27 protein-coding genes are annotated in these 26,622 nt (G+C 65.3%); 13 read left to right on the top strand and 14 right to left on the bottom strand.

Features of this window, described 5'->3' with window-relative positions; all coding sequences use genetic code 11:
* Nucleotides 1–222: 222 nt before the first annotated feature.
* Nucleotides 223–1,287 (bottom strand): DMT family transporter, encoded by a 1,065-nt coding sequence (locus NO876_RS06875; RefSeq protein WP_256420938.1) that lies wholly within the window; start codon nucleotides 1,285–1,287, stop codon nucleotides 223–225.
* Between the two features lie 248 nt (nucleotides 1,288–1,535).
* Here NO876_RS06875 and hflX point away from each other — a divergent pair, with 248 nt between their 5' ends.
* Nucleotides 1,536–2,888 carry a GTPase HflX gene (hflX, locus tag NO876_RS06870; RefSeq protein WP_256420937.1) on the top strand — a complete coding sequence of 451 codons (1,353 nt, stop codon included), beginning with the start codon at nucleotides 1,536–1,538 and terminating at the stop codon, nucleotides 2,886–2,888.
* Nucleotides 2,889–2,922: 34 nt separating this feature from the next.
* Here hflX and moaC read toward each other — a convergent pair whose 3' ends face one another.
* Both moaC and NO876_RS06860 read right to left on the bottom strand, forming a co-directional pair.
* A complete protein-coding gene (moaC, locus tag NO876_RS06865; protein ID WP_256420936.1) occupies nucleotides 2,923–3,531 on the bottom strand; it encodes a cyclic pyranopterin monophosphate synthase MoaC in 609 nt (202 codons plus the stop codon).
* Nucleotides 3,528–4,964, bottom strand: a complete 1,437-nt coding sequence (locus tag NO876_RS06860; protein WP_305882866.1) for an NAD(P)H-hydrate dehydratase — start codon at nucleotides 4,962–4,964, stop codon at nucleotides 3,528–3,530. Before NO876_RS06860 ends, moaC begins: the two co-directional genes overlap by 4 nt.
* A gap of 177 nt (nucleotides 4,965–5,141) precedes the next feature.
* On the opposite strand from NO876_RS06860, the gene NO876_RS06855 reads away from it, so the two are divergent.
* Nucleotides 5,142–5,513: an ArsR/SmtB family transcription factor gene (locus tag NO876_RS06855; RefSeq protein ID WP_256420935.1), complete on the top strand. Its 372-nt coding sequence runs from the start codon at nucleotides 5,142–5,144 to the stop codon at nucleotides 5,511–5,513.
* A 64-nt stretch (nucleotides 5,514–5,577) separates the two neighbouring features.
* Nucleotides 5,578–7,986, top strand: coding sequence for an ATP-dependent DNA helicase (locus NO876_RS06850; protein WP_256420934.1), 2,409 nt, complete (start codon nucleotides 5,578–5,580; stop codon nucleotides 7,984–7,986).
* A gap of 70 nt (nucleotides 7,987–8,056) precedes the next feature.
* Here NO876_RS06850 and NO876_RS06845 read toward each other — a convergent pair whose 3' ends face one another.
* Entirely contained in the window at nucleotides 8,057–8,245 is a 189-nt protein-coding gene (locus NO876_RS06845) for a DUF7576 family protein (protein ID WP_256420933.1), read from the bottom strand.
* A gap of 113 nt (nucleotides 8,246–8,358) precedes the next feature.
* On the opposite strand from NO876_RS06845, the gene NO876_RS06840 reads away from it, so the two are divergent.
* A complete protein-coding gene (locus NO876_RS06840; RefSeq protein WP_256420932.1) occupies nucleotides 8,359–8,589 on the top strand; it encodes a DUF7511 domain-containing protein in 231 nt (76 codons plus the stop codon).
* A gap of 30 nt (nucleotides 8,590–8,619) precedes the next feature.
* Here NO876_RS06840 and NO876_RS06835 read toward each other — a convergent pair whose 3' ends face one another.
* The 7 genes from NO876_RS06835 to NO876_RS06805 form a co-directional block, all read right to left on the bottom strand.
* A complete protein-coding gene (locus NO876_RS06835; RefSeq protein ID WP_256420931.1) occupies nucleotides 8,620–9,711 on the bottom strand; it encodes a CheF family chemotaxis protein in 1,092 nt (363 codons plus the stop codon).
* Nucleotides 9,708–11,459: an archaellar assembly protein FlaJ gene (gene flaJ, locus NO876_RS06830; protein ID WP_256420929.1), complete on the bottom strand. Its 1,752-nt coding sequence runs from the start codon at nucleotides 11,457–11,459 to the stop codon at nucleotides 9,708–9,710. The genes NO876_RS06835 and flaJ overlap by 4 nt, the downstream gene beginning before the upstream one ends.
* Before the next feature lie 66 nt (nucleotides 11,460–11,525).
* Nucleotides 11,526–13,193 carry a type II/IV secretion system ATPase subunit gene (locus NO876_RS06825; RefSeq protein ID WP_256420928.1) on the bottom strand — a complete coding sequence of 556 codons (1,668 nt, stop codon included), beginning with the start codon at nucleotides 13,191–13,193 and terminating at the stop codon, nucleotides 11,526–11,528.
* On the bottom strand, nucleotides 13,193–13,945 hold the full coding sequence (gene arlH / locus NO876_RS06820; protein WP_103991604.1) for an archaellum protein ArlH: 753 nt from the start codon (nucleotides 13,943–13,945) through the stop codon (nucleotides 13,193–13,195). The genes NO876_RS06825 and arlH overlap by 1 nt, the downstream gene beginning before the upstream one ends.
* Complete coding sequence (arlG, locus tag NO876_RS06815) at nucleotides 13,942–14,391, bottom strand: archaellum stator protein ArlG (RefSeq protein WP_256420927.1); 450 nt, start codon at nucleotides 14,389–14,391, stop codon at nucleotides 13,942–13,944. Before arlG ends, arlH begins: the two co-directional genes overlap by 4 nt.
* Nucleotides 14,392–14,835: an archaellum stator protein ArlF gene (gene arlF, locus NO876_RS06810; protein WP_256420926.1), complete on the bottom strand. Its 444-nt coding sequence runs from the start codon at nucleotides 14,833–14,835 to the stop codon at nucleotides 14,392–14,394.
* Nucleotides 14,819–16,234, bottom strand: a complete 1,416-nt coding sequence (locus tag NO876_RS06805; protein ID WP_256420925.1) for a FlaD/FlaE family flagellar protein — start codon at nucleotides 16,232–16,234, stop codon at nucleotides 14,819–14,821. Before NO876_RS06805 ends, arlF begins: the two co-directional genes overlap by 17 nt.
* Nucleotides 16,235–16,684: 450 nt before the next feature.
* Between NO876_RS06805 and NO876_RS06800 the strand changes: the two genes are divergently transcribed.
* Complete coding sequence (locus NO876_RS06800) at nucleotides 16,685–17,437, top strand: RAD55 family ATPase (protein WP_256420924.1); 753 nt, start codon at nucleotides 16,685–16,687, stop codon at nucleotides 17,435–17,437.
* A gap of 104 nt (nucleotides 17,438–17,541) precedes the next feature.
* Here NO876_RS06800 and NO876_RS06795 read toward each other — a convergent pair whose 3' ends face one another.
* From NO876_RS06795 to NO876_RS06785, 3 genes are all read right to left on the bottom strand, one after another.
* Nucleotides 17,542–18,159, bottom strand: coding sequence for an archaellin/type IV pilin N-terminal domain-containing protein (locus tag NO876_RS06795; RefSeq protein ID WP_305882865.1), 618 nt, complete (start codon nucleotides 18,157–18,159; stop codon nucleotides 17,542–17,544).
* 10 nt (nucleotides 18,160–18,169) lie between these two features.
* Nucleotides 18,170–18,838, bottom strand: coding sequence for an archaellin/type IV pilin N-terminal domain-containing protein (locus NO876_RS06790; RefSeq protein ID WP_256420923.1), 669 nt, complete (start codon nucleotides 18,836–18,838; stop codon nucleotides 18,170–18,172).
* Nucleotides 18,839–19,162: 324 nt separating this feature from the next.
* On the bottom strand, nucleotides 19,163–19,501 hold the full coding sequence (locus NO876_RS06785; RefSeq protein WP_256307873.1) for an ArsR/SmtB family transcription factor: 339 nt from the start codon (nucleotides 19,499–19,501) through the stop codon (nucleotides 19,163–19,165).
* 140 nt (nucleotides 19,502–19,641) lie between these two features.
* On the opposite strand from NO876_RS06785, the gene NO876_RS06780 reads away from it, so the two are divergent.
* From NO876_RS06780 to NO876_RS06745, 8 genes are all read left to right on the top strand, one after another.
* A complete protein-coding gene (locus NO876_RS06780; RefSeq protein WP_256420922.1) occupies nucleotides 19,642–20,211 on the top strand; it encodes a DUF7500 family protein in 570 nt (189 codons plus the stop codon).
* Nucleotides 20,212–20,313: 102 nt separating this feature from the next.
* On the top strand, nucleotides 20,314–20,682 hold the full coding sequence (cheY, locus tag NO876_RS06775; protein WP_256420921.1) for a chemotaxis protein CheY: 369 nt from the start codon (nucleotides 20,314–20,316) through the stop codon (nucleotides 20,680–20,682).
* Nucleotides 20,679–21,911 (top strand): chemotaxis protein CheC, encoded by a 1,233-nt coding sequence (locus NO876_RS06770; protein WP_256420920.1) that lies wholly within the window; start codon nucleotides 20,679–20,681, stop codon nucleotides 21,909–21,911. The genes cheY and NO876_RS06770 overlap by 4 nt, the downstream gene beginning before the upstream one ends.
* Nucleotides 21,912–22,018: 107 nt before the next feature.
* Nucleotides 22,019–22,561 (top strand): chemotaxis protein CheD, encoded by a 543-nt coding sequence (locus NO876_RS06765; RefSeq protein WP_256420919.1) that lies wholly within the window; start codon nucleotides 22,019–22,021, stop codon nucleotides 22,559–22,561.
* A gap of 600 nt (nucleotides 22,562–23,161) precedes the next feature.
* Nucleotides 23,162–23,716: a FlaD/FlaE family flagellar protein gene (locus NO876_RS06760; protein WP_256420944.1), complete on the top strand. Its 555-nt coding sequence runs from the start codon at nucleotides 23,162–23,164 to the stop codon at nucleotides 23,714–23,716.
* A gap of 200 nt (nucleotides 23,717–23,916) precedes the next feature.
* The gene (locus tag NO876_RS06755) at nucleotides 23,917–24,984 is read left to right on the top strand and encodes an actin-like salactin (RefSeq protein ID WP_256420918.1); all 1,068 of its coding nucleotides are present in this window, start codon (nucleotides 23,917–23,919) and stop codon (nucleotides 24,982–24,984) included.
* A gap of 147 nt (nucleotides 24,985–25,131) precedes the next feature.
* Nucleotides 25,132–25,587: a universal stress protein gene (locus tag NO876_RS06750; protein ID WP_256420917.1), complete on the top strand. Its 456-nt coding sequence runs from the start codon at nucleotides 25,132–25,134 to the stop codon at nucleotides 25,585–25,587.
* 79 nt (nucleotides 25,588–25,666) lie between these two features.
* Nucleotides 25,667–26,470, top strand: a complete 804-nt coding sequence (locus tag NO876_RS06745) for an RIO1 family regulatory kinase/ATPase domain-containing protein (RefSeq protein WP_256420916.1) — start codon at nucleotides 25,667–25,669, stop codon at nucleotides 26,468–26,470.
* Nucleotides 26,471–26,622 lie beyond the last annotated feature (152 nt).

Here is a 26,622-nt window from a genome sequence, read left to right as displayed (position 1 = left end):
GCGGCTACCTTGACCGAAATTCCGATCCACCGCCCGGTTGGGAGACGATGTGGAAAGGCCTCAAGAAACTTCAGACCTGGGCGGAGGGATACGAACTGCACTCCTGAGACTTATGGGTAAGAGACAGAGCGCAAAAGGTGGGTGTGCACGCACGATCTGGTGGCTGATTCCTCCGAAGTAGCGCTGAAAGAAACGGCTCGTGAAACCTTCTGTACGGCCTAATCAGTCGGCATCGTGGCCGAATCCACTGGTCGTCGACCCGTAGAGGTCCTCGGAGGCGACGTTCCGCTCGAAGGTGAGCCCGCGACCGCGTTCGATGACCCGACAGCTGAAGGCCAGCATCAGATTCCGCGGCGCGAAGCGGACACCGCCCACGCCCAGACGCTCGTGGACGACCTCGTGCTTCACGAGCAGGAAGCCGGCGAAGATGCCCAGGAAGCCGAGGACGGTGGTCTCCGTGACGGTCTGCCCGAGGAGGGCCCAGCCGGCCAGCGCGGCGACGATCGGCTGGAAGTAGCTCACCAGGTTGCTCTCGGCGGGGCCGACGCGCTCGTGCAGCGCGAAGTAGATCAGGAAGCCGAGCACGCCCGAGAAGAGCGTCAGGTACGCCAGCGCGGCGAGCGCGGTCGTCGTCCACTCGACGGTGGCGACGGGCTCGCCGCGTGCGATCGATCCCGCGAAAAGCGCCGCTGCGCCGACGAGCATCGCCCACGCCTGCATCGACACGTCCGCGAGAGTCGTCCGCAGCGGCGTCGAGAGCACCGAACCGAGGGCGAAAGCCGCGGCCGCGACGAGCAGGAGTCCGATTCCGAGGAGGTCGGCGTCGAGGAGGCCTCCGAGGTCGAAGTCGGCGACGACCGCGACCCCGACGAGGCCGAGCAGGAAGCCGCCGACTGCGACCGCGTCGAGAGAGTCGTCGAGGAGTACGGCCGCGAAGACCGCGGTCAACACCGGCGAGAGGCTCACGACGACCGCGGCGACGGGACCGGGAACGGAGAGTTGACCAAGGTACAGCAGCGCGTGGTACGCGCCGACGAGGAACCCGCCGACGACGGCGACGTTCAACCACTCCGTGCGGCCCCGGGGACGCACTCGATCGGTCGTGATCGCGGCGTACGCGAGGACGAGTGCACCGGCGAGCGCGTACCGAACCGCGGCGAAGAAGAGCGGTGGAACGTGGGCGAGTCCGGCTTCGATGGCGACGAACGACAGTCCCCAGACCGTCGCGAGCGCGACGAACAGCGCCGCGTCGGGCGGGAGAAACTGAGAACGGATACGACGTATCATAGAGTATATTTTCTCGGAGCCGGAGATGTTTAAACTCATCTATAAAATACAAGTGATAAATAGTTTTAGAATGCAGAAATAAGGGTGATTCCTGAGTAAATACGTAACACGCCCCGGCCGCGCGTCCGGACTCCCCCAGAACGGACCGCGCTCGTCACCGCGGGTAGCGTTCAAGTGGTTCGGTCGCGTAGTATCGAAGAGACAGTGCAGGTGAACCACTTCGAGGCCGCCGCGTGCGCGGTGGACGTATGAGCGGAACGAGCCCGGTCGTCATCGCCAAGCGGGTCGACGGCGGCGAAGACGCCGACCTGAGCGAAATCGGGGACCTAGCGAGCGCTGCCGGCTACGACGTGGTCGGCCGGCTCTCGCAGTCCCGCGAGGAGGACGCCGCCTACCACTTCGGCGAGGGCAAAGTCGAGGAACTCGCGGCGTTGGTGAGAGACACCGACGCCGAGGCGGTCGTCGTCGACAACCGTCTGGGCCCTTACCAGACGTACAACATCGGCGGGAAGTTGCCCGAAGGCGTCGAGGTGATCGACCGCTTCACGCTCATCCTCGAGATCTTCGGTCAGCGCGCGAACACCCGAAAGGCGCAGTTGCAGGTCGAACTCGCGGAGTTGCGCTACGAACTCCCGCGCGCCGAAGCGAAGGCGTCGCTGGCGAAGCGCGACGAGCGTCCCGGTTTTATGGGTCTCGGCGAGTACGACGAGAGCCGCGAACGCGACATCAAAGCCCAGATCTCCCGCATCAAGCAGGAGCTCGACGCTATCGCCGACAAGGAGGAGACGCGCCGCGAGCAGCGCCGGGAGTCGGGCTTCGACCTCGTCGCGCTCGCGGGCTACACGAACGCCGGCAAGTCGACGCTGATGCGACAGCTCGCCGACGACCTCGACGTCTCCGAGAACGAGGACCTCCACCCGGATCTCGACCCCACCGCCGAGTCGGAGGATCGGCTGTTCACGACGCTCGGGACGACCACTCGTCGCGCGGACACCGGGACGAGAGACGTCCTCCTGACGGACACGGTCGGATTCATCTCCGATCTCCCCCACTGGCTCGTCGAGTCCTTCGAGTCGACGCTGGATTCGGTCTACCGCGCGGACCTCGTGTTGCTCGTCGTCGACGCCTCCGAGTCCGTCGAGGAGATGCGCGAGAAACTCGTCACCTCTCACGACACGCTTTACGAGCGCAACGAGGCGCCGATCGTTACCGTCCTCAACAAGATCGACCGCGTCGACGACGACGAACTGGCGGAGAAGCGCGCGGCGCTCGACGCCCTCGCGCCGAACCCGGTCGCCGTCTCGGGGCTCACCGGCGAGAACGTCGAGGAACTCACCGCCCGGATCGAGGACGAACTGCCCGACTGGCGCGAGGAGCGCCTCCTCTTGCCCCTCTCCGACGACGCGATGAGTCTGGTCTCGTGGCTCTACGACCACGGCAACGTCGAGCGCGAGGAGTACACCGGCGAGGAGGTTCTCGTCGAGTTCACCGCCCGGCCGGCCATCGTCGAGAAGGCGCGGGCGAAGGCCGCGGAGGTGCGCGCGCCGCCGGGGTCCGCCGAAGCGGGAGACGTCTCCGAGGCGAGCGTCGACAGCCCGTAGCGCGGTCGATACGCACCCGCCGCTTCCCTTCGCGTCAGTCCGACTCCTCGACCCGCCGCTTCTCTTTCGTGAGGACCTCGACGCCGTCGATCCGCGTTCCCGGATACTGTCCGGACTCGTCCTTCTCGGCCGCCTTCACCATGTCCCAGACGACGTTCAGTCCCGTCGTGACGCCCTCTAGGGCCTCCATCTCGCACCCGGTCTTGCCGGTCGTCTCGACAGTAACCGTGAGAGCCACGCGGTCCTCGCGGACGTCGAAGTCGGTGTCGACGTTCGTGATCGGGATCTGGTGACACATCGGGATAGTCTCCCAGGTGTGTTTGACGGCCTGTACCGCACCGATCCGGGCGGTCGCGAGCACGTCGCCCTTCTCGACCGCGTCGTCGCGGATCGCGCCGATCGTCGACGCCGAGAGATGGATCTCACCGCGCGCCACCGCGCGCCGCTTCGAGTCGGGTTTCGACCCGACGTCGACCATCTGGACGTCCCCCGTCTCGTCGACGTGGGTGAGTTCCGCGTCGTCGTCGTTCTCGGCAGCGCGTTCGCCGCCGTCCGGGCGTCCTTTCGGTTCGCCGTCGTCGCGCTCGCCCGTTTCGTCCTCGCTATGCTCTGTGGTCTCGTCGGTAGTGTCCTCTACTGTCATCGTGTGTCACTCCGCAGCGCCGCGGGCAGTCGGTCGATCAGGTCCGTCGCCAGGAGGCCGTACCCGTTCTCCTCCACCGCCGCGTCGCCGGCTCGGCCGTTCGCGTAGGCGGCGACGGCGGCGGCCTGGAAGGGCGGGAGGACGCACGCCAGCGCGCCGGCCGCCCCCGCGAGGACGTCGCCGGTGCCGCCGACGGTCATCCCCGGGTTTCCCGTCCGGTTCACTCTCGTCTCCTCGCCGTCGGCGATCACGTCGTACGCGCCCTTCACGAGCAGGACGTGACCGAGGTCGGCCGCGAAGTCGGCGACCAGTTCGGCCCTCGTCCGCCAGTCCTCGTCGGTCTCGCCGCCCATCTTCCGCAACTCGCCCTGGTGGGGCGTACAGAGCAGCGTCGCCTCGGTGTCGACTTCGGGAACCACCTGCAGCGCGTCGGCGTCGACGACCGCCGTCCCGTCGTACCGATCGAGGAACTCCCCGGCCGCTGCGAGGGTCTCGTCGCGGCTCCCGAGTCCGGGACCCAGGACGACGACGTCGTGGTCGGCCGCGAGCGACAGAACGTCCCCGACGTGCTCGCTCGCGAGGTGATCCCCGTCGTACGGGCGGAGGATGAGGTTCTCGCTGTAGCCCTGAATCTCCCGGGCCACGGATCCGGGGCAGGCGATTCGGACGAGGTCCGCACCGGCGCGGAGCGCGGACTGCGCGGCGAGCGCCGGTGCACCGGTGTAGGGACCGCCGCCGACGACGAGCACCTCGCCGAAGTCGCCCTTGTGGCTTTGAGAGGGCCGACCCAGCGCGAGCAGGTCGCCAGGACCCGTGAACAGTTCTGCTGCGTCTGGGATTCCGATGTCGGCGACGGTGACGTCGACGTCGAGCGCCGACAGGCCGGGCTTCTCGTCGTGGAACGTCACCACGCGGTCGGCCTCGACGGCGACGCCCGCGGACTCGCCGGTATCCGCGTCGATCCCCGAGGGGACGTCGACCGAGAGGACCGACGCGTCGAGCCCGTTGATCGCCGCCGCCGCCGTCGCCTCGGGTTCGCGGAGTGCGCCGGTCACTCCTGTCCCGAGCATGCCGTCGACGACGACGTCGGGATCGCCCAGATCGAGGCCCGTAGCGTCTGTCACCGCCTCGGCGTCGTACTCCCCCGCGCGGAGCGCCTCCCAGTTCTCTCGGGCGATGTCCGTCGTGATCGACTCCGGGCGGCCGAGCAGGCGGACGGACACGTCGTAGTCGTCCAGAAACCGCGCCGCGACGAACGCGTCGCCGCCGTTGTTGCCCCGACCGGCCACGACGACGACCGACGCGCCCGCGTCCGCGAGGCGGCGAACCGCGCGGGCGACGGCGTTGCCGCTCGACTCCATCAACTGCTTCCGCGGGACGCAGAGCGCCTCGGCGTTGCGGTCGACGGCGGCCATCCTGTCGCTCGTTATCATCGTGGGCAGTTGGGCCCGAGCCGACGTAAAAGGCGATGGGTCGGTGACGGCGACCGCCTCGGGGCGTCCGGTCGATTCCACGGACGTCCACCGTAGCGTGACCCGTTGGGTCACGCGTGACTGCACGTGTGTCGAAAATCCGAAACGTTTAGGTCCGAGAGCCCGGAAATAGGTGGTATGTCGGGTGTGCTACCGTCAGAGACGGATCGAGGTGCGGCCGAGGAAGACGGTGGCGACGTCCGTGTCCTCCCGCTCGACGACGACGAAGCCGCTCGGCTCATCAACTGCCTCGCAGCCGACACCGCCCGCTCGACGCTCGCGGCCCTCCAGGACGACCCCGCCACCGCCTCTGAACTCGCTGACGCCGTCGGAACGTCGCTGCAGAACGTCCGACATCACCTCGACAACCTCCGAGAAGCCGGCCTCGTCCGCGTGGTCGGGAACCGCTACTCCGTGAAGGGGAGAGAGATGAAAGTGTACGCGCCGACCCGCGACTCACTCGTCGTCTGCGTGGGCGACTCGACGGACGTCGACCGAGCCGTCGAGTAACTCGCTCGGTTTCCTCTCGCCCGAGCGTTCAAGTACGAAGCCGCGGCCATCCACCGACACCGATATGAACGCAGCGGGGCGACTGCGAGACGTGAGTTGGCAGGCCGTCTTCGGTCACGACGAGCCGTATCCGGAACAAGCCGACGGCATCGACGCCGCCGTCGAGGCCGCCGAGGAGAACGGCTTTCTGGTCGTCGAGGGGGCCTGCGGGACCGGCAAGACGATGCTCGCGCTCACCGCGGGGATCGACCGGGTCCGCGATCCCGACTCCGACTACGAGCGCGTGCTGGTCCTGACGAGCGTCAAACAGCAACTCCGGCAGTTCGAGTCGGACCTGGAGACGATCAACGGGACCCTCCCCGACGGCTGGGAGCCGGTCTCGGGGCTGACGCTCGTCGGGAAGGCCGACGTCTGTCCCTACAGCCGCGAGGGGGTCGCCGGAATCGACGACGAGACGGTCTACGATCGCTGTGAGGGACTTCGCGAGCGGACCAGAAATCTCGTCGGGGACGGCGGCGAGACGTCCACCGGAACCCTGGTCTCGGAGGCCAGGAAGACCCAGACCGGACTGCTGGATTCGGGCTCGACAGGAGCCCCCGACTACCTCTCCACCGCCGGCGAGCCGACGCCGTACCTCCCGGAGACGGCCGAGTACGGCGACACCGAGTACTGCCCCTTCTACGCGACGTTCCTCGACGACGTGCCGGAAGACGGCGACCCGATCGAAGCCGTCCCGTTCGACCTGACCGAGCACGGCCACATCGCGCCCGAGGAACTCGTTCGACTGAGCGCGGGGTACGGGACGTGCCCGCACTCGGTGATGGGTGCGGTGCTTCCGCACGTCGAGGTCGTACTCGGAAACTACTACCACGCCTTCGATCCGACGACCGTGGGCTCGTTCACGGGCGCGCTCGTCGACGAGGAGACGTTCGTCGTCTGCGACGAGGCCCATATGCTCGAACCGCGCGTGCGGGATCTGGTGAGCGACGGCGTCGGCGACGCGACGCTCCGCGACGCGGAGAACGAACTGACCCGCGTGCTCCAGCCGGTCGAATTCGCTGAGGCCGGGAAGTCGACCGCCGGCGGAGAGGGCGACGACGCCCCGGCGAACGCCGACGCGGACCTCGTCCGCGGCGAACTCGAAGACGCGGACGTGACGCTTCGCGAAGTCCGCCAGACTCGCGAGTTCGTCTCGGATCTCCGCTCGGAACTCGACCGCCGCGTGCGGGCACACCTCGATCGGACGCTGCCCGACTGGCGCGCGGACCTCTCGCGGCTCGACGACGACGAGATACCCCTCCGAGACCCGGCGGACCCCGCGGTCGACGAACTGACCGAGTGGGCGGAGGCGGCCGGCCACGACGAGGCGACCTGGCTCCGCGCGGAATCCGTCGGTGCCGTCGTCGCCCGGATCCTGAACGAGGCCGAAGACGACGACGTTCGCCGGGCCGCGCCCGCCGTCGGGCGGACGCTCGCGAACTGGGCCCGAACCGACCACGTGGCGTACTTCCGAGAGATCGAACTGGAGCGGACGTGGGACGAGACGGCGAGAGAGGACACCTGGCGGCGCGCCTACAACGCACGGCTCGCGCTGCACAACTGCGTGCCGGGGGAGGCGATCGCCGAGCGACTGGGCGAGTTCGGCGGCGGCGTGTTGATGTCGGCGACGCTGGAGCCGATGGACGTCTTCCGCGAGGTGACGGGACTGGACGCGCTGGCGGAGGCCGGCCGGCCCGTCGAGGAGCGGACCTACGGGCTGTCGTTCCCGCCGGGGAACCGCGCGTCGTTCGCGGTCGACGTCCCGAAGTTCACGCACGAGAACCGCGGCGGACGGGGCGAAGCGAACCCCACGCGACGCGCGCACGTCGACGCCGTCTGCGAGATCTCCCGATCGCCGGGGAACGTCCTGGTCGGGATGCCGAACTACGCGGAGGCCGCGTGGATGGCCGAGTCGCTGTCGGAGCGTCTCGACCGGCCCGTCCTCCTGGACGAGTCCTCCGGCGACGACGCCACGGAATCGCTGAAATCGGAGTTCTTCGGCGGCGACGCCAAGGTCCTGGTGACGAGTCTCCGAGGTACCCTCACTGAGGGAGTCGACTACCGCGGCGACAGGCTCGCCGCCGCCGTCGTCTGCGGCGTCCCGATCATCGACACGTCGAGTCCGCGAACGCGCGCGCTGAAGACGGCGTACGACCGCCGGTTCGGCTCAGACGGTCACGGCGGACGCAGCGGCTTCGAGACCGCGCTCACCGTGCCGGCCGTCCGGAAGGCCAGGCAGGCGATCGGTCGCGTCATCCGCGGTCCCGAGGAGGTCGGCGTCCGCGCGCTCGTCGACGCGCGGTACGCCAGGGCCTCGTGGGACAGCGTCCGCGAGTACCTCCCGGAGGCCGAGCGTACGGAGTTCGACCCGGTGAGTCCGGATATGCTCGGCTACGGCGTCGACCGGTTCTGGTCCGGAATCGAAGATCGCTGACGGTCGGCCGGCGGGAGGCCGGCCCCGGTCGACACGAAGCGGCAGCGGAGCGAGTCGCGGCCTCACCCGCTCACCACTCGTCGTCGGCTTCGCCTTTACACTCGTCTGAACAGAAATGCCGCGTCTGCACGCTCCCGTCCTCGATCCAGGTGACGACGCGGTGCGTCGGCGATTGAACGATCTTCGATCCGCAGTTCGCACACGACGGCGCGTCGGCTTCGTCCACGTCTTCTCCGAGGTCGGAAGTCGGATCTACCATCTCTTGGAGTGGCTGGCACGTGCGAACACTTTACTCCGTCCCCGCCGGCGGAACTTGCCTGCCAACGGCAGCGGTTTAGTGTATCGACGGCGAAGGGGAGAGCGTGGACTGAGATGTCCGACTCGCCTCGCAATCCAGAGAACCGCGCTCCGACGTCCGACGTCGAGGACAGCGACGCCCCCGAGGGGCGTCGTCACTTCGAGCTCCGGAGCGTCGTCGTCCGATACGAGGAACGGCCGGACCGATGCACGATCTATCCCCGCCGCGAGAGTTGCTGTGAACAGATCGAGGCCTGGTTGTCGGCCGATGCGGACGCGTTCGTGGCGCTCGACGAGATGCGCTGACTCCGGTCGTCCGTCCATCGGGTGCTCGCCTCATACGTTGATGTCCTCGAACTCCTCGTTGACGATGAACCGACCCTGCGGAGTCAGATCCACCGGAGGCTCCTCGTCGGTGATGAGGTCGTCCTCGTGGAGCGACTCGAGGCGGGCGTCCAGTTCTGACTCGTTGATATCGAGCAACGAGGCCAGATCGATCTCCTCGGCCGTCGAGTACAGGCCGACGAGCACCTCTAGTTCGGACTCGTCGATTTCGACGTCGCGAACGTCGCTCTTGATCCAGTGGTAGATGAGCCTGAGATACCGCCCGAGGATGTTCATCTTCCGCCGCGACGTCATCGAGATCTCGGAGGTGACCGTCTGGCCGTTCTCGACGTGCTGGACCGAGAGGACCAACCTCGTCTCCCCGCCGTCGGTCGAACGCTCCATCACCTCGAAGAAGATGACCGACGCGAGATCGATCGAAAACGGGCCGTCGTCGGCCGTGGAAACGTCGCTGCCGGGGAAGGTGACCGATTCGTAATCGAGGTGGAGGCCCGACTTTTGCTTCGGCGTATCCATCACGCGCCCGCCGACCTTCGCTGGGTGGGTGACGAGCGCGGTCGATCCGTTGAGCGTCGCCCGAAAGAGCAGTAGCGAGAACTTCTCGATGGTCTCTCTGTCCCCGCCGATGACGGTCGATCGGCGGTAGTCGCCGTCGACGTAGCCGATCATCACGGTGTAATCGAAGAACTCCTCGACCTCCGGCGGTACTTGGCCGACGGCGATGTCGTAGACCGACGGGATCGGGATCGTCGTCTTCGTCTTCGACGTCGCGAGCACGAGGCGACGTTCGCTCATCAGGACCCGCCCTTTCACCGGATCGAACGCGGCGTCCCCTCCGGCGACGAAGTTCGCGACGAAGTCGACGACGATCGACTCGCCGTTTCCGGCCTCTCGCGACGTCTTCGACGTCCCGGTGGAGTCCGCCGCTGATCCAGATTCCGAACCGCTGTCGTCTGCCGAGCGCTCCCGGTACGCTTCGAGCAGTTCCGAGCGCTGTTCGGCCACGTCCCCGTGTTCGGAGCCGTCAGAGCGCCCGCTTCTCCCCTGATTGCCCTCCCGACTGTCGGAGCCCGTGCTCGTCATACGTTGATCAACCCTCCCGCCAGCGACGACGTCACCACTGCGCTCCCACACCCGATCCACACGAGGACCACGAAGTGGAGGTAGGCGTTCACCTTGTGCCCGCCGTCGACCATCCGGATCATCAGCGCCGATAGGAGGGCGTTAAAGAGGATGATGAGCGAGAGCAGGTATTCGATGACCGGGATGTCGTAGACGCCGGCGTAGATGAGCTGTCCGAACTCGAACTGTGCGAGGTTCATACTCGAAGAGAACGTCGCGAGGATCTCGACGACCTCTAAGCCGATGAAGAACGCGAACGAGGCCGACGCGGTGATGCCGTACAGCACGCCGATGAGCGTCACCGTCGCCTGCTGGCGCTGCCGCCGGAGCTTGAGCACTTCGTTCATGTTGTCCGAGATGAGTTCGCCGAGCTGTTTCGGTTCGCCGCCCATCTGCCGGCCGACGAGATACATCTCGGAGAACTTCTGAATGAGATAAGAACTCGTTTCGGCGGTGAAAAAGAACCACGACCGATCCGGGCCAACCCGCATATTCAGCCGGACGTAGAGGCGATCGATCTCCCGTGAGAGCACGCCGAAGTCCTTCTCCCGAAGCGTCTCCAGAACCGCTCGCGTGGTCGACTGTTTCGCGCTCTCGGAGGCACCGAGCGCGCGGATGAAGCCCGGATACTCCTCGTCGCGCTCTTTGACGTGGTTTTCGTGGTGACGGGCCACCAGTCCGGGGATCGCCAGCGGCGTGAGCGGCGTCGCGATCAGGAGCGGGACGGGCGTATCGAGCATCACGCGCTGGACGGTCTGACCGATGGTGGTCCACCCGGCGACTCCGAGTCCGAGCACGCCGACGAACACGACGCTCAACCCGACCGACCCGTAGAGTGCGATGTCGATCTGCCGGTCGATCTTCGTCCGATAATCGCTCTGTTGGTACCACAGCGGGTCGTACGGCGACATCGTCTTGATGACGTAGTAGAACCCCAACTGGACGAAGACGAAGAGCACGATGACAGCAGCGATGGTCATCGTCGCATCGGTTCCCGTGAGGATCGGGAGCACGATGGCGTTGATGATCGCGAAGGTCATCGAGAGAATCATCGAGAGATAGAGGTCCTTCATGACCTCCAGGTTCCCGAGCGCCCCCTCGTAGACGGTGACGTACTTCTCGATGATCGTCCGCTGTTCGCCGAGCAGGAAGTCGTCGAGTTGCTGGCCGGCGTTCAGCGAGTACGCCAGTCGGTCGAGGAAATCGCCGAGTTCACGGGAGGGGACCGCCCGGGCTCGCCGCTGGAGCGCGTCGTCGAGCGACTGGTTCCACGTGTCGACCAGTTCGGTGATGCGGCGCATCTCGATGGCGAGTTCGCCGTACTCCTCCTCGCGACCGAGCTGTCTGAACACCGCCACGCGGTCGATGTTCGTCGTCGATAACACTGTCAGGTGCGTGATGACGAGATGGAGTTGGTTCTCCAACCCCCGACGCTGTTCTTCGACGAGCAGTCGTGGATAGAGCACCCCACCGACCAACATCAACAGCCCCAGGAGGAAGATGGGGATCCGGACTAACACCGGAAGCGGGAGCGCGATCGCACCGACGACGCTGAGGGCGAACAGCAGAACGGTCGGCGCGAGGATGGTGATCGCGTACTTCCGATTCTCCATCGGCATCTGCTCGTACGCGTCCATCACGGACGAGAGGAACTCCCGGATCTGCTGCTTCTGCGCGCTTAACCCGGCGTCGACGTTCGCCTCGCTCATCGGCTCCTCCCTGGATCTCTCATCTGTTTTGCTCGTTGTCGATGCTGAATCCCTTTCTCGCGCTCATCAGTCGACCCTCGTGATGTCGAACGGGATGCCTTCCGTTCCGTCGCGCTGGAAGTCCTCGATGAACTCGTTGACCTCGTGGTAGCCCACGATGTTCTCCTGGATCGCGCGTTCGATGATCTCCGTGCGGAACTTGATATCCTCGTAGATCTTCCGCGTGTCGTCGTAGCCGAGCAGCGTCGCGATCTTCTCCTCCATAATGTAGGAGTTGTTCCGGCCCTGGAAGACGATCTCGTCCTCGACGGGGTCCCAGTAGAACGCCTCGCGGGTGACGACGCCGCCCATCTCCTTGGAGTATCCCTCGATCTCCTGCACCGAGGTGACCCGACGCAGGGTGTCGTTGCCGCGCTTGACGCGGTTCTGGAAGAGCGCGATGTCGGCGTTCGACATGAACGTCTCGGGAACGTTGATCGGGTCCCCGGTGAACCGCTGGATCATCGAGACGATGTCCGACGCGTGGAACGTCAGCATCACCGGGTGACCGGTCTGTGCGGCCTGGAAGGCCATCCGACCCTCCTCGCCACGGACCTCCCCCACGATGATGTAGTCGGGACGAGACCGGAGCGCGGCCGCGACGAGGTCGAACATATCGACTTCCGAATCCGCGCCGCGCCCCTCCCGCGTCAGGAGTTGCTGCCACGTGTTGTGCGGCGGCAGCACCTCGGCGGTGTCCTCGGCGGTGTATATCTTCGAGTCCCGCGGGATGAACGACGTGATCGCGTTGAGCGTCGTGGTCTTCCCCGACGCCGTCTCGCCGACGACGAAGATCGTCCGCTCGTTCTCCAGGGCGATCCAGAGGTACGCGCACAGCTCCGGCGAGAGCGTCCCCCACTTCGCGATCTGAAAGATCGACAGCGGCACGTCGTCGCCCTGGCGGATCGTGAGCGAAGACCCCTTCAGCGACACGTCGTCCGAGTAGATGATGTTGATACGCGACCCGTCGGGAAGCGTCGAGTCGACGATCGGGTGGGCGTCCGAGACCGGGTCGCCGATTCGCTCGCCCATGTTCCGGAGCCAGTTGTCGTACTGTTCCTCGGAATCGAACTCGACGGTGGTCTCGAGCAGTCCGAACTCGCCGTGGTCGACGTCGACCTGGTTCGGGCCGATGACGTGGATGTCCTCGTTCGCCGGGTCCCGCATAATCGGTTCGAGCGGGCCTAGCCCGACGATGTCGCGGACGAGCCGGTACTGGACCTTCTCGTAGGTCTGTTCGGACACCTCGAGCGGTCCGAGTTCCAGTCGCTGGACGAGTTCCGCCAGCCGGCCGTTGCGCTCGTTCTCGAGTACGACGATCTCCTCGAGCAGCTCTCGAATCCGGTCCTCGTACTCGTTTTCTTCCGCCGGCGCGGGCTTGGTGACTGACCGTTCCAGGAGTTTGTCCTTCACCTGCCCGAAGATGTCCCGCTCGGGGCCGTCGAGCTCCGGTTCGATGGTGTAGTACTTCGTCGTCTCCCCGAAGTTCCCGTACACCTGACAGTAGACCGGTCCGCCGAGGTGATAGAGGATGTTCGGTCGACGCGACTCGTAGCCGTCGGGGTCGTCGACGTACTTCGGGAACTCGCCGGTGATCTGCCGGAAGCGCTTGAGGTGCTCGCGGAGGTGTCGCCACCGACCCGCGTGCTGTTTCAGATCGTTGCCGATCTTCGCGGAGCCGTGTTCGGTCGCCATTACGCCACGCTCCTGGACTCGATGACGATCCCGATCCCCGAGCGGACCGAGAATCCCACGCGGTCACCGACCTGTTCGCCCATCCCGGCGAACCGTTTGACGAAGATGTTCCGCCGGACGTCGTTGCCGACTTCGACCATCTCCAGTTGGAGATAGACGTCGGCGATCGAACGGAAGGGACCGATCGCCTCGTCGTCGACGGTCGAGGGGTCGACGGTCAGCACGATCGTCTTCCCCTTCGTGGTCAGGTCCCGGAAGAACGAGATGATCTCCAGGGCGGCCTGTCGCTCCTCGTTCTGTCGAACGAGCGCCTCGAACTTGGGGTCATTTCGGAGGATCGCATCGAAGGTATCGATGATGATCGCGTCGGCGTCCCACATCGTCTCGGCCTCCATCATCCGCCGGAGGAGGTCCTTCCGCTCGTCGTCCTCCCCGCTCCCGGTCAGGGTCCCGGAGGCGTCGATCTCGGCGGGGATGAACAGGATCTCCTCGTCGAGCAGCGGCTTCACGACGTCGTACGTGAGGGAGTGCATCTGATCGAGAAACCCGCGGACGCCCAGCTCCGTCGAGACGAGCGTCGTGACGACGTTCTCCTGCGTGAAGCCGTAAGTAAACCGCTGCGAGAGCACGCTCTTTCCGGCCCCGTAGTCGCCCTCGATGAGGACGATCGAGCCCTTCGGGATTCCCCCGCCGAGTTCCTTCTGGAGGCGGTCGTGCTCCTTCAGCCCGATCGGGTAGTGATTCGTGCTCATGTGTTGAACCTGAATATCTCTTCGTCGCCGTCGACGGTCAGCGTGATCCGGTGATCACCCGCCCCCAGGTCGAGGTCGCCGATCCGCACCTCGACGACGCCGTGCGGCGTCCACTCGTCGCCGCCGTCGACGACGTCGACGGAGACGTTCGTCCGGTACTGGGCGTCGACGATGACGTCGAAAGTCTCGCCAGTCGCCGGAAGCGTTCGACGCCCGGTGTTCTTCACGTAGAGGGTGACGGTGTCGGTGTCGTTATCGTAGACGCCGCCCTCCGCGCTGCTGATGATCTCCACGTCGGTTCGGATGTTGTCTGCGACGTCAGCGCCGCGGTCGTCGAGCGCACCGGAGATCCCGGTCACCGTGTCGATGAGGACGCCCGCGACGCCGGCCGCGATGACGATGCTCGCGATGAACAGGATCAGGCTCGGTACGGAGACGTCGGCCACTCAGATCACCTCGACCGTCGAGTTGCCGTCGGCGACGCCGTTCTCGGCGACGACCTTCACGCGATCCGGTTCGGCGGTGACGTCGCTGACGTTGATAACGAGCGTCTGGTCCCCGCCCCAGACGTCGGTCGACTCGTCACCCTCGACTCGCGTCGAATCCGCGGTCTCGAATCCGTTGTCGACGAGGACGCTCGCCCCATCCACCGAGAGTGTCGTCGTTCCCCTGTTGGCCACGTTGATTTCGAGTTCGTCAGTCGAGTTGTCGTAGGCGACGCTCGTGATCTCCAGTTCCGTGTTCCGCCGATCGAGGAGGTCCTCGCTGTCCTCGTCGCGAGCCTCGGAGATCTGCTCTGCGCTCCCCGCCGCTGCCGTGTACAGCGTCCCCGACGCGATCAAGATTCCGAGGAAGATGACCGCCGTCGACCCGCTAACGCCGAATCCCACGAGCACCACCTCCGAGCGCCGATAGCTCTTCGAGGAGCCGCGCTTCGTCGACGTCGCCGGCGAGGCGACTGATGTACGTCAGGCTCTCTTTGTGGTGTTCGACGCGGAGGTCCTGCGGCCGCTCGGTCTCGCCAGTGGTGGCGGCGTTCCGGACGTGCTCGCTCATCGTCCGTTCGACCTCCCGGGTGATCCACCCCTGCGAGCGGTACTGTCGGAGCGCTCGCGCGGCGCCGATCGCTCCGCCGGTCTCGACGAGGAACCGTGTCCACTCCAAAACGACAGATTCGGCGGTGTACCGCGCCGGGAGCGTCGACAGATACACGTCTTCCGCTTCGGCGGAGCGGCGAGCGGTCGACGTCTGTCCCGCATCCGTCGCCTCCCGGCTCTGTGCCTCTGTCGCCTGACCCGTCACGGCCTCGTTAGACGGCTCCTCGACCCCCGGTTCGACAGCCTCGTTCTCCTCGCCAGTCTGCTCGGAGTCGAACAGCGCCTCGTCGGTGTCAACTTCCTCGGCAGGACGTTCTCCCTCGAGGACGCCCTCCCCGTCGTCCTCTGATTCCTCGTCGGGCAGTTCTTCGATTTCGTCGTCGAACTCGCCTTCCTCACCGAGTTCCGATCCGTCCTCGTCGTCTTCGTCGTCTCCCCCTTCGACGTCGTCCCATCCCTCGTTCTCCTCGTACTCGGCTTTCAGGTCGTCGAAGCTGGCACCGCCGCTCGCCGTGTCTTCTTCCTCCGCGCTGTCGTCGAGTTCCATCGCGGGGTCCTCGTGTTCCTCCTCGGCGAGTTCGTCTTCCGCCGCGAGCTCGGCCTCGTCCTGCTCGTCGTCGAGGTCGCCGAAGTCCTCGTCGAAGAACGACTCGGCGTCCGCGCTCGCGACTTCCGAATCGAGGTCGTCCTCGGTCTCTTCCTCCATCTCGAAGAGACCGAAGGCACCGTCGCCCTCCAGTCCGCCCATCTCGCGGGCGTCGTCGACGAAGGGGTTGATCCCGCGGGTCACCATCTCGTAGATGTCGAGGAGCTTTCGAATCGTCTCGTCGAGCTCCTCGACGGTCTCGCCGATCTGCTTGTTCTCCTCGCGGACCGTGTTCATCTCCGAGGTGGTCGAACTGACCTGGTTTTCGAGTTCGGAGATCCGATCCTCCATATCGGCGATCGTATCGGGGTCGACGTCGCCACCGCCGAAGTCTCCGCCATCGTCGAAACCGCCCATACCATCGCCGAAGTCGTCCATTCCGCCCTCTAGACCGCCCATCTCGCCGTCGAGATCGTCCATCTCGCCGTCGAGGTCCCCCATATCTCCCATCTCGTCGTCGAGGTCCTCGTCGAACCCGAGCCCGTCGGTCGCGACGGTGTCGGAGCCGTCGCCGTCGTCACCGTCCATCCAGTCCATCACGCCCATCCGTACCCCCTCCTGTCACCCCAGCACCGGCCACTCGTCGTCGGACGCGGTCGCCACGGAGCGTTACGACACGCTGTGGGCCGCGCCGACCGCGTGGTCCGACCGGTCCGGTCGTCCGGTCTCGGTGGAGCAGGTCTCATTAGCCTAACTGTCCAGTCTTCGGTACAAGAAGGTTCGCTCCAAATTATCGCTCGTGATAGAGAACTTGGGTGACAGAAATCGCATCGCCCCGTCGCGGTGTATCCACCGACACTGCACGCGGAATTTCTGATCTTTCGACCACAGGAGGGATTAAATAGTAGCGTCTGATCGTTCGATCACAGCCTCGTGTGATCGCGTCTGGAACGAATTGCAACTGCCACGGCAGGATCCGCTCTTTCAGGGTGGGAAGAATTATCCGCGTGCAGGACCGACCTCGTAGCCAACACCCGCCAGGAAGTGATCACAGGTATGCCAGAATTCGTCAAGACCGGAATTGAGGGTCTCGATTCGATCCTCAACGGGGGAATCGTCAAGAACGCTGCCGTACTCGTCAGCGGTAACCCCGGAACCGGAAAGAGCATCCTCGGGCTCCAGTACCTCTACAACGGCGTCGAGATGTTCGACGAGGGGGGAATTTACCTCACTTTCGAGGAGACGAAAGACGACATCAGCCAGGCCGCCGAGTCGATCGGGTTCGACCGCTGGGACGAGTTCGTCGAGTCGGGCCGCATCAAGGTGTACGACAAGCGGACGTTGCTCCGTAGCGGCGATTTCTCCTCGACGCTCGATACGATCCTCGAAGACCTCCAGGACACCCAGTACGACCGACTCGTCCTCGACTCGCTGACGATGTTTCAGCTCTTCTTCGAGAACGAGCAGGAACAGCGACAGTACCTCCTCAAGTTCATCGACATCCTGAAAGACAGCGGCCTCACCTCGATCCTGACGATGGAGCAGTCAGCGGTCTTCCCCGACACCGAAATCGGTCTGGAGAACTTCCTGACCGACGGCAACATCTATCTCATCCAGTCGCCTGCGGGATCGACCTCCAATCGATACATCTGGGTCGCGAAGATGCGGAAACAGCCGATCAAGAACTCGATGTTTCCCCTGGAGATCGACGAGGGCGGCATCGAGGTCTACGAGCAGGCGGCGGGCTTCTCGATGATGGGCGACACGCCCCCGATGTTCGGCGAGGAGGACACCGGCGGACTGGAGTAGCGTACTTTTTCGAGGGGATATCGACGGCGGCGCTGTCGCTCTCTGATCGGCGTCGAGAGAAGTGAAAGTCTGTTCGTCGGCGATGCGAGGGGAGAGACCGGAGCTTAGAGCTTGACCGGTTCGTTTTCTTCCTGCCCAGCCAACTGCTGCGGCATCGTCAGGATCACCTGCGTGGTGCCGCCCGTCTGGCTCGTGATGTCCAGTTGGACTCTCGCCCCCGTGTCGAGGCCGTCCCCACCCTCGATAGCCGCCGTATCGATCGCGACTTCGTACCGGTCGTCGCGGCTGTTGAGAACGCCGAAGGACGTATCGTCGTCCCGGACTTCGGTGAGACCGAACTGGGTTGCGTCCGGCGTCGGTCCGTCCGAGTTGTTGGTCAGTGTCGTGACCGTACCGTCGCTGAGATACTTGATCGAGGTGGTGTTCATATTCACGCTGCTGGAGCCGGCCGCCAGGCGGACGGTCAGATTGAGCCGTTTGATTTTGTCACTCTGACCGACGGTCCCGTGCTGATTGATGACCTCGACGCGGTTCGTCACTTTGTCGACGCTCTCCTGACCGGCCTCTTCGGCAGTCGCCTGCAGGAAACCGGCCGTGTTCACGAGGACGCCGGCCGCGATCGCGGCGACCAGCACCATCGCGATGAACACGATGAGCGTTCCGATCCCGACCTGACCGCGGTCGGCGTCTTCGTCTCGGTTGAAGATATTGAATTCGAACATTTAGATCACCTCACAGCGGCACCGGGTCGTTGTTGTCCTGTCCGGCGAGCTGTTGGGGCATCGTGAAGATGACCTGCGTGGAGCCGCCGTCTCTGCTCGTGATGTCCAGTTCCACCGAGTCGCCCGTGCCGAGGCCCTCCTCGTTACCCTCGACGAGCGAGGTGTTGATGACGATCTCGAACCGGTCGGCCTGGCTGTTCAGCACCGGGTACGAGGTGTCACCGTCGTCTTCGAGCGCGTAGGCGGTGTACTCGGAGGTATTCAGTCCGAAGCCAGTTCCCGAGTCGTACCTGGTCACGTTGCCGAGATCCTTTCCATCGTTCGTTGTCTCGTTTTCGAACACGAGGTTCTCGGCGGTGGTGCCGCTCACGTACTTTATCGTGGTACTTTCGAGCGAGACACTCCCAGAGCCGGCAGCGAGACGAACCGTGAGGTTCAGGCTGTCGATAGCTTTCCCGTCATTGGTGTCGTTGACGAGGCCGTGAGAACTCACGACGTCGAGTCGATTCGTCACCTTGTCGACGCTCTCTTGCCCCGCGTCCTCCGCAGTCGCTTGGAGGAAGCCGGCCGTGTTCACGAGGACGCCGGCCGCGATCGCGGCGACCAGCACCATCGCGATGAACACGATGAGCGTTCCAATGCCGACCTGACCACGGTCGGCGTCGTTTTCTTCGAACATATTGTTGTTGTCTCCAGTCTGGTCCCAGTGCCTCCCCGCCGGAGGTGAGGACCGTCAGGTCGATCAATCAACGGACTGTACATAATAGTACTGACCGAGATATCAGAGTTGATATCAATATCTACAGGCCACATAACGTGCTATAACCCGACTTTAGGAAGTTCACACTCACGAGAATGTGTTCGAATCCGAGTCCGCACTCCACTACGATCGACGAACGTGAACCAGCCGACATACGCGGCCCGACCGCGCTGACTGCCCCGAGAATCCATACTCCGCTACCGTAAACGAGTCTGACCGGATCGCTGTCGATCGAGACTTATCCTATTCCTGTGAGATCTTCCGCCAGACGTCGTCGAGTTTGTTCTTCACTTCGGGACGTTCCGTCACCTGAATGTTGAGCTCGTTCTCGTCGAAACTGATGACGATCTCGTCGATGTCGCGGCGGTAGACGTTCGTCCGGCGGTGTTCGTCCGAGAGGACGCGGTCGTGTAGTTCGAGCAGTCCGGCTCCGGTGAGTTCCTCGATCCGGCGGTAGCACGTCGCGATCGGGATGTCGAGCATTTCGCTGAACTCCTGTGCAGAGTGGGCCTCGTCAGCAGCGCGTAGAATGTCGGGATTGTATTCGTTCCCGAGCGCGGCGAGCGTCCTGTCAGACTCCATAGACAGCGCCACGTTCTAACCGGAATTATGTGAATGTGACGGTCGTTCGCTTTCGCTATTGATACTGATATCACACTTCGTTCACGCCCGATCAGGTGCGCCTGCGATGCCCTTATTATTCCGCCGCGGGCATTCCGGGTATGGCTCCCGCGGACCCTCCCGACGACGCGCCGCCTGCAGCGCGCGAAGAGGAGGGTGTCGTCCGGCCCGACGAACTCGATTACACCAGTTCCGAGCGCGTGGCGGAGCTCTCGGACGGGCGGTACGTCGTGGCGACCGACAGCGACGACGCGCCGTCGGCGGACGGGGCCGACGGCGCGGGCGAGTCAGACGGCGATTCAGCGCCCGACGACCGGGGCACGCTCGCTCGCCAGCAGATGGCTCGATACGTCTCCGAGCGCGATTCGGACTACGGATTCGCCCTGACGGCCGCATTCGACGGGGAAGTCGCCCAGCACGAGCGGTTCACCGACGACGTCGCAGCGGGGTTCGGAGACCTGGTCACCTGGTACGTCGAACAGATCGATACGGAGGCGTCTCCGGCCGAGGCGATCGGTATTCTTCTGTTGGCATCGGAGACGTCAGTCACGTACCCCGCGAACACCCTCGCCGCCGTCCTCCGCGAGCACGGTCTCACGATGGACAACTCCATCGCGGAGCTGATCGAGGCGCTCAGAGACGAGCGACTTCAGATCCCAGCGGACGAGTGACCTCCCGGGGCCGGCGTCGGCGGTTCGAGAGTCCGGTGGATCGCGTATCAGCCCTGATAATGAGGACGATGCGTTTATACAGCGTTTCTCGGAAGGAAACGTATGGCACGCTCCGTACTGGTGGTGGACGATTCGGCGTTTATGCGGAACCTCCTGAAGCAGTTACTCGAGGACGACCACGAAGTCGTGGGCGAGGCAGAGAACGGCGTCGAGGCCGTCGAACTGTACCGCGAACTCGACCCCGACGTGGTCACGATGGACGTCGTGATGCCGATCCGGAACGGCATCGAGGCGACGTCCGAGATCAAGTCGATCGATCCCGACTCCTCGGTGATAATGTGCACCTCGGTCGGGCAGGAGGAGAAGATGCGCGAGGCGGTGGAAGCGGGGGCCGACGGCTACATCACGAAACCGTTCCAGAAGCCGAACGTCCTCGAGGCCATCGACGACGTGGTGGGCGTCGAAGCATGAACCTCGACGTCCAGTCGCTCCGGACCTTCAGCCGCCTCGCCCACTCCGGGGCCGAGGAGGCTGCGGGCTCGCTCTCGACACTGACCGGATTCGACGCGCGGGTCGCCGTCACGAAAGTCGAGATGGCGACCCGCGCCGACGTCGAACGGGAGTTCCGGGAGCGCGATCTCGTCTCGGTTCACATCGGGTTCTCGGGCGCGATCGAGGGTCACACCGTTCTCGCGTTCGACCGCGAGCGTGCGGTCTCTCTCGTGGACGCGCTCGTCCCCGGCGCGTCCGACGATCCAGACAGCGACCTCGCGACGAGCGGGCTGAAAGAACTCGGCAACATCATGCTCGGCGGGTTCATCGACGGCTGGGCCGACTTTCTCGGAGATTCGATCGACATCACCACCCCGACCTACGTCGAACTGGACGCCGGGCGCTCGCTGCAGGACGTCATCGGTGCCGAGGGGGTCCCCGGCGGCGCAGCCGACACCGACGTCCCCGACCCCTCCGGCACCACGATCGACTCCGATCACGTCCTCGCGTTTCGAAACCACCTCGAAACCGTGGACGAGGAGGCGGGATTCTACATCTATATGCTCCCGACGCAGGAGTCGGTCGAGACGATCGTCGACGTCGCCGGCAACGCGGAGGACGCGATCCCGGTCGAGACGTTCACCTCGTTCTCGCAGATGATCTCCGAGGGCGCGGGACAGGCGTCGGAGGACCTCACGGCGATGACCGGAATCGACACGAACGTCGACGTGAGTCGGCTGAGCTTCGTCCCCGTCGAGGGCGTGCCGATGGAACTGACCGACGACGCCCGGCGCGGCGTCGTCTTGGAGTTCAGCGGGACGCCGTCGGGGTACATCGCGATCCTCTTCGACCCCGAGTCCGCCGAGAGCGTCGCCGACGCCCTGATGCCGGGGATGGAGTCCGACCCGGCGATGCGAAAGAGCGCCTTACAGGAGATCGGTAACATCGTCACCTCCGGCTTTCTCGACGGGTGGGCGAACGCCCTGGAGACGACGATCGAGATCTCGCCGCCGCGGTACGTCGACGACATCGCCTCCGCGATCGTCGACCCGCTGGTGACGGAACTCGCTCGGACGCAGGACTACGCGTTCCTCATCGACTCGGCGATCGCGACACCGGACGAGACGTTCACCTGCGACATCTACGCGCTGCCCGACGAGCGGGAACTCCGCGCGGCGTTCGATCAACTCGCGCCCGAGGCGAACTGACGCTGTGAGACGAATCCGCTCCAGATGAGAGCCGTGAACGTCCGACACGCGCCCCGCGACCCACCAACGGGCCCCCCGCAGTCGATCGATACTCCCGAAAGGAACCTATGAAGGTCTACACCACCGACCGTTCGAACGACCGATCGGAGCCCGAACGGATCAAAGTCGGCGTCGCCGACTACGCGATCGCCCACGCGGGGTCGACGCTCGTGACCAGCGGTCTCGGCTCCTGCGTCGGAATCGCGCTCGCCGACGTCGAGGCCGGCGTGGCCGGACTCGCACACGCGATGTTGCCGTCCGCGGGTGCAGAGACCAAGCGGGAAGCGGCCGAGGACGACGTCCATCCGGACACCTGGAAGTACGTCGATACCGCGGTCCCCGAACTCGTCCGCGAACTGACCGACGACGGTGCCGAGCGGTCCCGGATCGAGGGGCGCATCGCCGGCGGGAGCGCGATGTTCGAGTTCGAATCCAGCGCCGGTGCGGTCGGAGAACGCAACGTCGCTGCGGCCCGAGAGGCGCTGGGAGCAAACGGGATCACGCTGATCGACAGCGACGTCGGCGGCGACTACGGCCGCTCGCTGGCGTTCGACGCGGAGACGGGGGAGCTCTCGATCCGTCGCGCCCACGGCGAAACGCACGTCATCTAATCCGACCCTCTGAGAGCAGTTCCGTACCCGTCCGCGGTATCTGTTCTGATAATCTCGGGGCCACGTTTATGCACGGGCCTGTGAATGATCCGGTACGACAGACGAGCGGCGTCCCGGTCGCCGCGACACAGGAGACAGTCAATGACAATCGATCCCGACGACTACGACCTCCGAGAGCTCAGACGCATCGCAGACGAACGCCGGGGGGCGCGTCGCTCCGAGAGCGACGAACGGTCCGCCGACGCGGACGACGCCCCGAGACGACGGACGGACCGCCGACGTCGCGACCGGCGCGACAGCCGGCGGTCCGAGTCGACGTCGGGTCACGACTCCGCCCGGCGGAACGGCCGACGGCGAACCGGTCGGGACCGTGACGGCGACGGTCGAGGACGGAACGGGCGCACGACCGATAGCACAAGCGGCGGCGGCCGAGGTCGGAGCGGTCGGGGCGACAGCCGCCGAAGCGAGGAATCGTCAGCTGATCGGGATACAGCGGACGGGCGGGGGGCAGCCGACGACGTCTCTGTGCGGCCCCGCGAAGGAGTGACCCCGCCCCGACGCGGCGACTCGGATCACGCCCGCGGCCACGACGAGGTCGTCCTGGCCGATCAGATCGCGCGTGACCTCGGATTCGACAGCGCGGCTCGGGAGCGACGGCGCGACGGCCGTCGCGAGGAACGGTCCCGCGGTCGGGACTCCCGATCCGACTCGCCCCGGCGGAACTCCGGTTTCGGATACGATTCGCCGGACGACGTCGGTCGGTTCCAGTTCGACACGGAGATCCGCGAACGTCCCCGCGGGCGGGCGGGCGAAGCGCTCCGACAGAACCAACTCGAACACCTCCTCGTACACGAGACTGCCGCGGCCGACGGCGGCCTCACGAAACCGTACCTGGGCTCGCTTCCCGACGCCTACGCCGCCGAACGCCTCGTCTTCGACTGGCTCGAGTTCCTCGTGCTGAAGGGGGGATACAAACGGACGATGGACGCGCTTCGGTACTACCACACCGTCGAGTGGCTCACCGAGGACGTCGAGGCCGAACTGCAGGACTACCTCGTGGGCTTCTCCGGTGAGGTGTCGGAGACGACCGACTACGACGTCGACGATCATCACCTGAGCCTCGTCTACATCGCGCGGCTCGCCTCGATGACGTAGTCGCTCGGCGATCGAAAGCCGCTCTCTCGGACCGGCGATCGCGGGGGTTGCGACGGACGCGTCTACCGCGGCACACAGCACTACCCATCTGTATACTGTCACGTCTCTGAACGCCAGTCTCGTCCCCGATGTACGACGGTTCGACTCGTGTCAACCGAGACACCAACAGGACTTTTTACCCGTTCTCCTTCGATTAGCCTATGACAGACGACGAAGACGTTTCGGCGGACGGCGAGGATGCAGGGCAGGCTGCGGGACCGACCCCCGTGGGAGTCAAACTCGGCAGTACGCGGACTGTCCTCCAGTACGTTCGCGACGGGGAGATTCAGACGGTCCGAACGCTGACGTGTCTGGCGACCTACGAGGACGCGCTGACGGGCGAGGAGCGCGTCCTCTTCGGCGAACAGGCCGCCCGGGAGTACCCCGACACGGTCCAGTACATGCTCCGCTCGGGGCTGCCGGAGGACGACGACCGCGCCGATCTCGCCGCGAAGTTCTTCGAGGAAGTCGTCTCTTCGGAGGGACTCGACGCCGACAGCGCGGTCGTCTACGCGATCCCGACGATCGACAACGAACCCGGCCTCCGAAACCTCAACCGCGTCATCGAGGAGAGTTCCGTCGGCGACGCCCTGGTCCGGAGTTTCCCCGAGTCGCTGTGTGGTTCGATCCCGGCGTTCGGCGACGGACTCGACGCGATCGACGAGGTGTTCGCCGCGGTCAATATGGGGTCGACGAACCTCGAGGCCTCCGCGTACCGCCACGGGGAACAGCTCTCGCCGTTCGTCTCCGGCGCGGTCACCGGCAACGAGGTCGACCGCCGGATCGCCAACGCCGTCGAGGAGGAGACGCAGGGCCGCGTCAACATCGACCTGACGACCGCCCGGGAGTACAAGGAAGAGCACGCCGACTTCGACGACTTCGACCCGTTCACCGACGTGATCCAGCAGCCCGGCGGCGGCGCTCACGAGTTCACCATCGAGCGCTCGGTGATGGAACCGCTCGACGACTACGTCGACGACGCCGTCGACGAGGTCGCCAACAACTTCCTCGCCCAGTTGGCCAACGACCACATGAAACCCTACCAGCTCGCCCTCTCGCAACCGATCGTCCTCACCGGCGGGATGGCCTGCATTCCGGGCATCGTCGACGTCTTCGAGGAGCGCCTTTCTGAAGAGCTCGACCGCGACGTCGAATGCATCTCCGCGGACCGCCCGGACCTCGCACCCGCGGAGGGTGCCCGCCGGATCGCCGAACGGCTGAGCGAGTGAGTCGGTGCCGGTCGTGGGACGGTCGATAACGCCGGCTGTCGCTATCTCCCCCGCTCTTTTCGCCGGTTCCCGCCCCACCCTTTCGGTCGTTCCCGCCCCGCGGTAGCCATCCAAAACGTCTAACTGTCAGTCCGCGAACCACGAGGTATGTACGATCGTATTCTGGTGCCGACGGACGGAAGCGAGTGCGCGGACCGCGCGGTCGAGCACGCGCTCGACATCGCGGGCCAGTACGACGCCGAACTGCACGTGCTCTCGGTCGTCGACGCCCGGGACGTGAGCCACAGCGCCCCCGCGATCAGCCCCGATCAGGTCGAACAGACGCTCCGAGACCGCGCCGAATCGGTGGTCGAGGAGGTCGCCGACCGCGCCGAAGCGGCGGGCGTCGACGCCGTCACCGCGGTCGAACCGGGTATTCCCGACGACGTCGTCGTCGAGTACGCCGAGGACGAGGACTGCGACCTGATCGTGATGGGGACCCACGGGCGCACCGGCCTCGAACGGTATCTCCTGGGGAGCGTGACCGAGCGGACCGTGCGCCGGTCGTCGGTACCGGTCCTGACGGTCCGCGGAACCGACGAGGACGGGGACGAGGACGCGTAAGCGACTGCGGCGGGCGATATATGCTATCGTAATTCGGACAGGCCGACCGTATATACGCCCGGAGACCGTTCGCCGTGATATGGAACTCCGGCGGCTCCTGCGCGGTCGGGTCGAGTGGTCGCGGCTGGAGGCCGTCGCCCGCGAGATCCGCGATCGGTACGAGCGCGACGAGGTCCGGGTTCGGTTTCTCGACGCCGACAACTGGCTCTCGACGCCGATGGTGGTCGACGATCGGTGGTTCGTGAAGGTCATCTCCCGCCAGAACTCGATCGTCCACGGCCTGTTCACCACGGGGCGAAACCTCGGCGCGTTCTCCTCGGGGACCGAGGGGTTCTTCGAGCACTTCGAGACGCCCATCGAGATGGCTCAACACGAACTCGAAGCGACGCGGCGGATGCGAGACGTCGGGCTCAACGCGCCGGAACCGGTCGAGGCGTTCGAGGTCGATGGACTCGGGGTCCTCGTCTTGGAGTACCTCCCCGACTTTCGGACGCTCGACGAACTCGACGAGGCGGCCGAGGCCGACCTCGCGCCGAAACTCTTCGCGTCGCTCCGGCGGATGCACGACCACGACCTCCTCCACGGCGACCTCCGCGCGGAGAACGTGCTCATCCTCGAGGAGGAGATCTACTTCATCGACGCGACGAACGTCCGCGAGGGCGGCGCGTCGGACGCGAAGTCCTACGACGTCGCGTGCGCGCTCGGGGCGCTCGAACCGCTGATCGGCGGCAAACGGACGGTCGAGGCGGCGGTGACCGCGTTCGACCCCGACGAACTGCTCGCGGCCACGCGCTTTCTCGACTTCGTCAACATCCGTCCGGACCACGACTTCGACGCCGCGGTACTGAAAGGCGAGGTCGAAAAGCGCGCGTCGTCGCCGTAGCGGTCGATTTTAGTCTAGTACGGTGGCGCGGTCGACCGAGTACGTACAGCAGCAGCGCCACGAATACGGGGAACTGCCGACGTGTTCGACTCGGTTCGGCGGTCGGGAAGGCGGAGGCGGGAGTGGTGCGCTCAGTCGCTCTCTCTCCGGGA

The sequence above is a fragment of the Halobellus rarus genome (assembly GCF_024494595.1).
GTDB classification, from domain to species: domain Archaea; phylum Halobacteriota; class Halobacteria; order Halobacteriales; family Haloferacaceae; genus Haloquadratum; species Haloquadratum rarum.
This window is presented reverse-complemented; position numbering and strand designations above follow the sequence as displayed.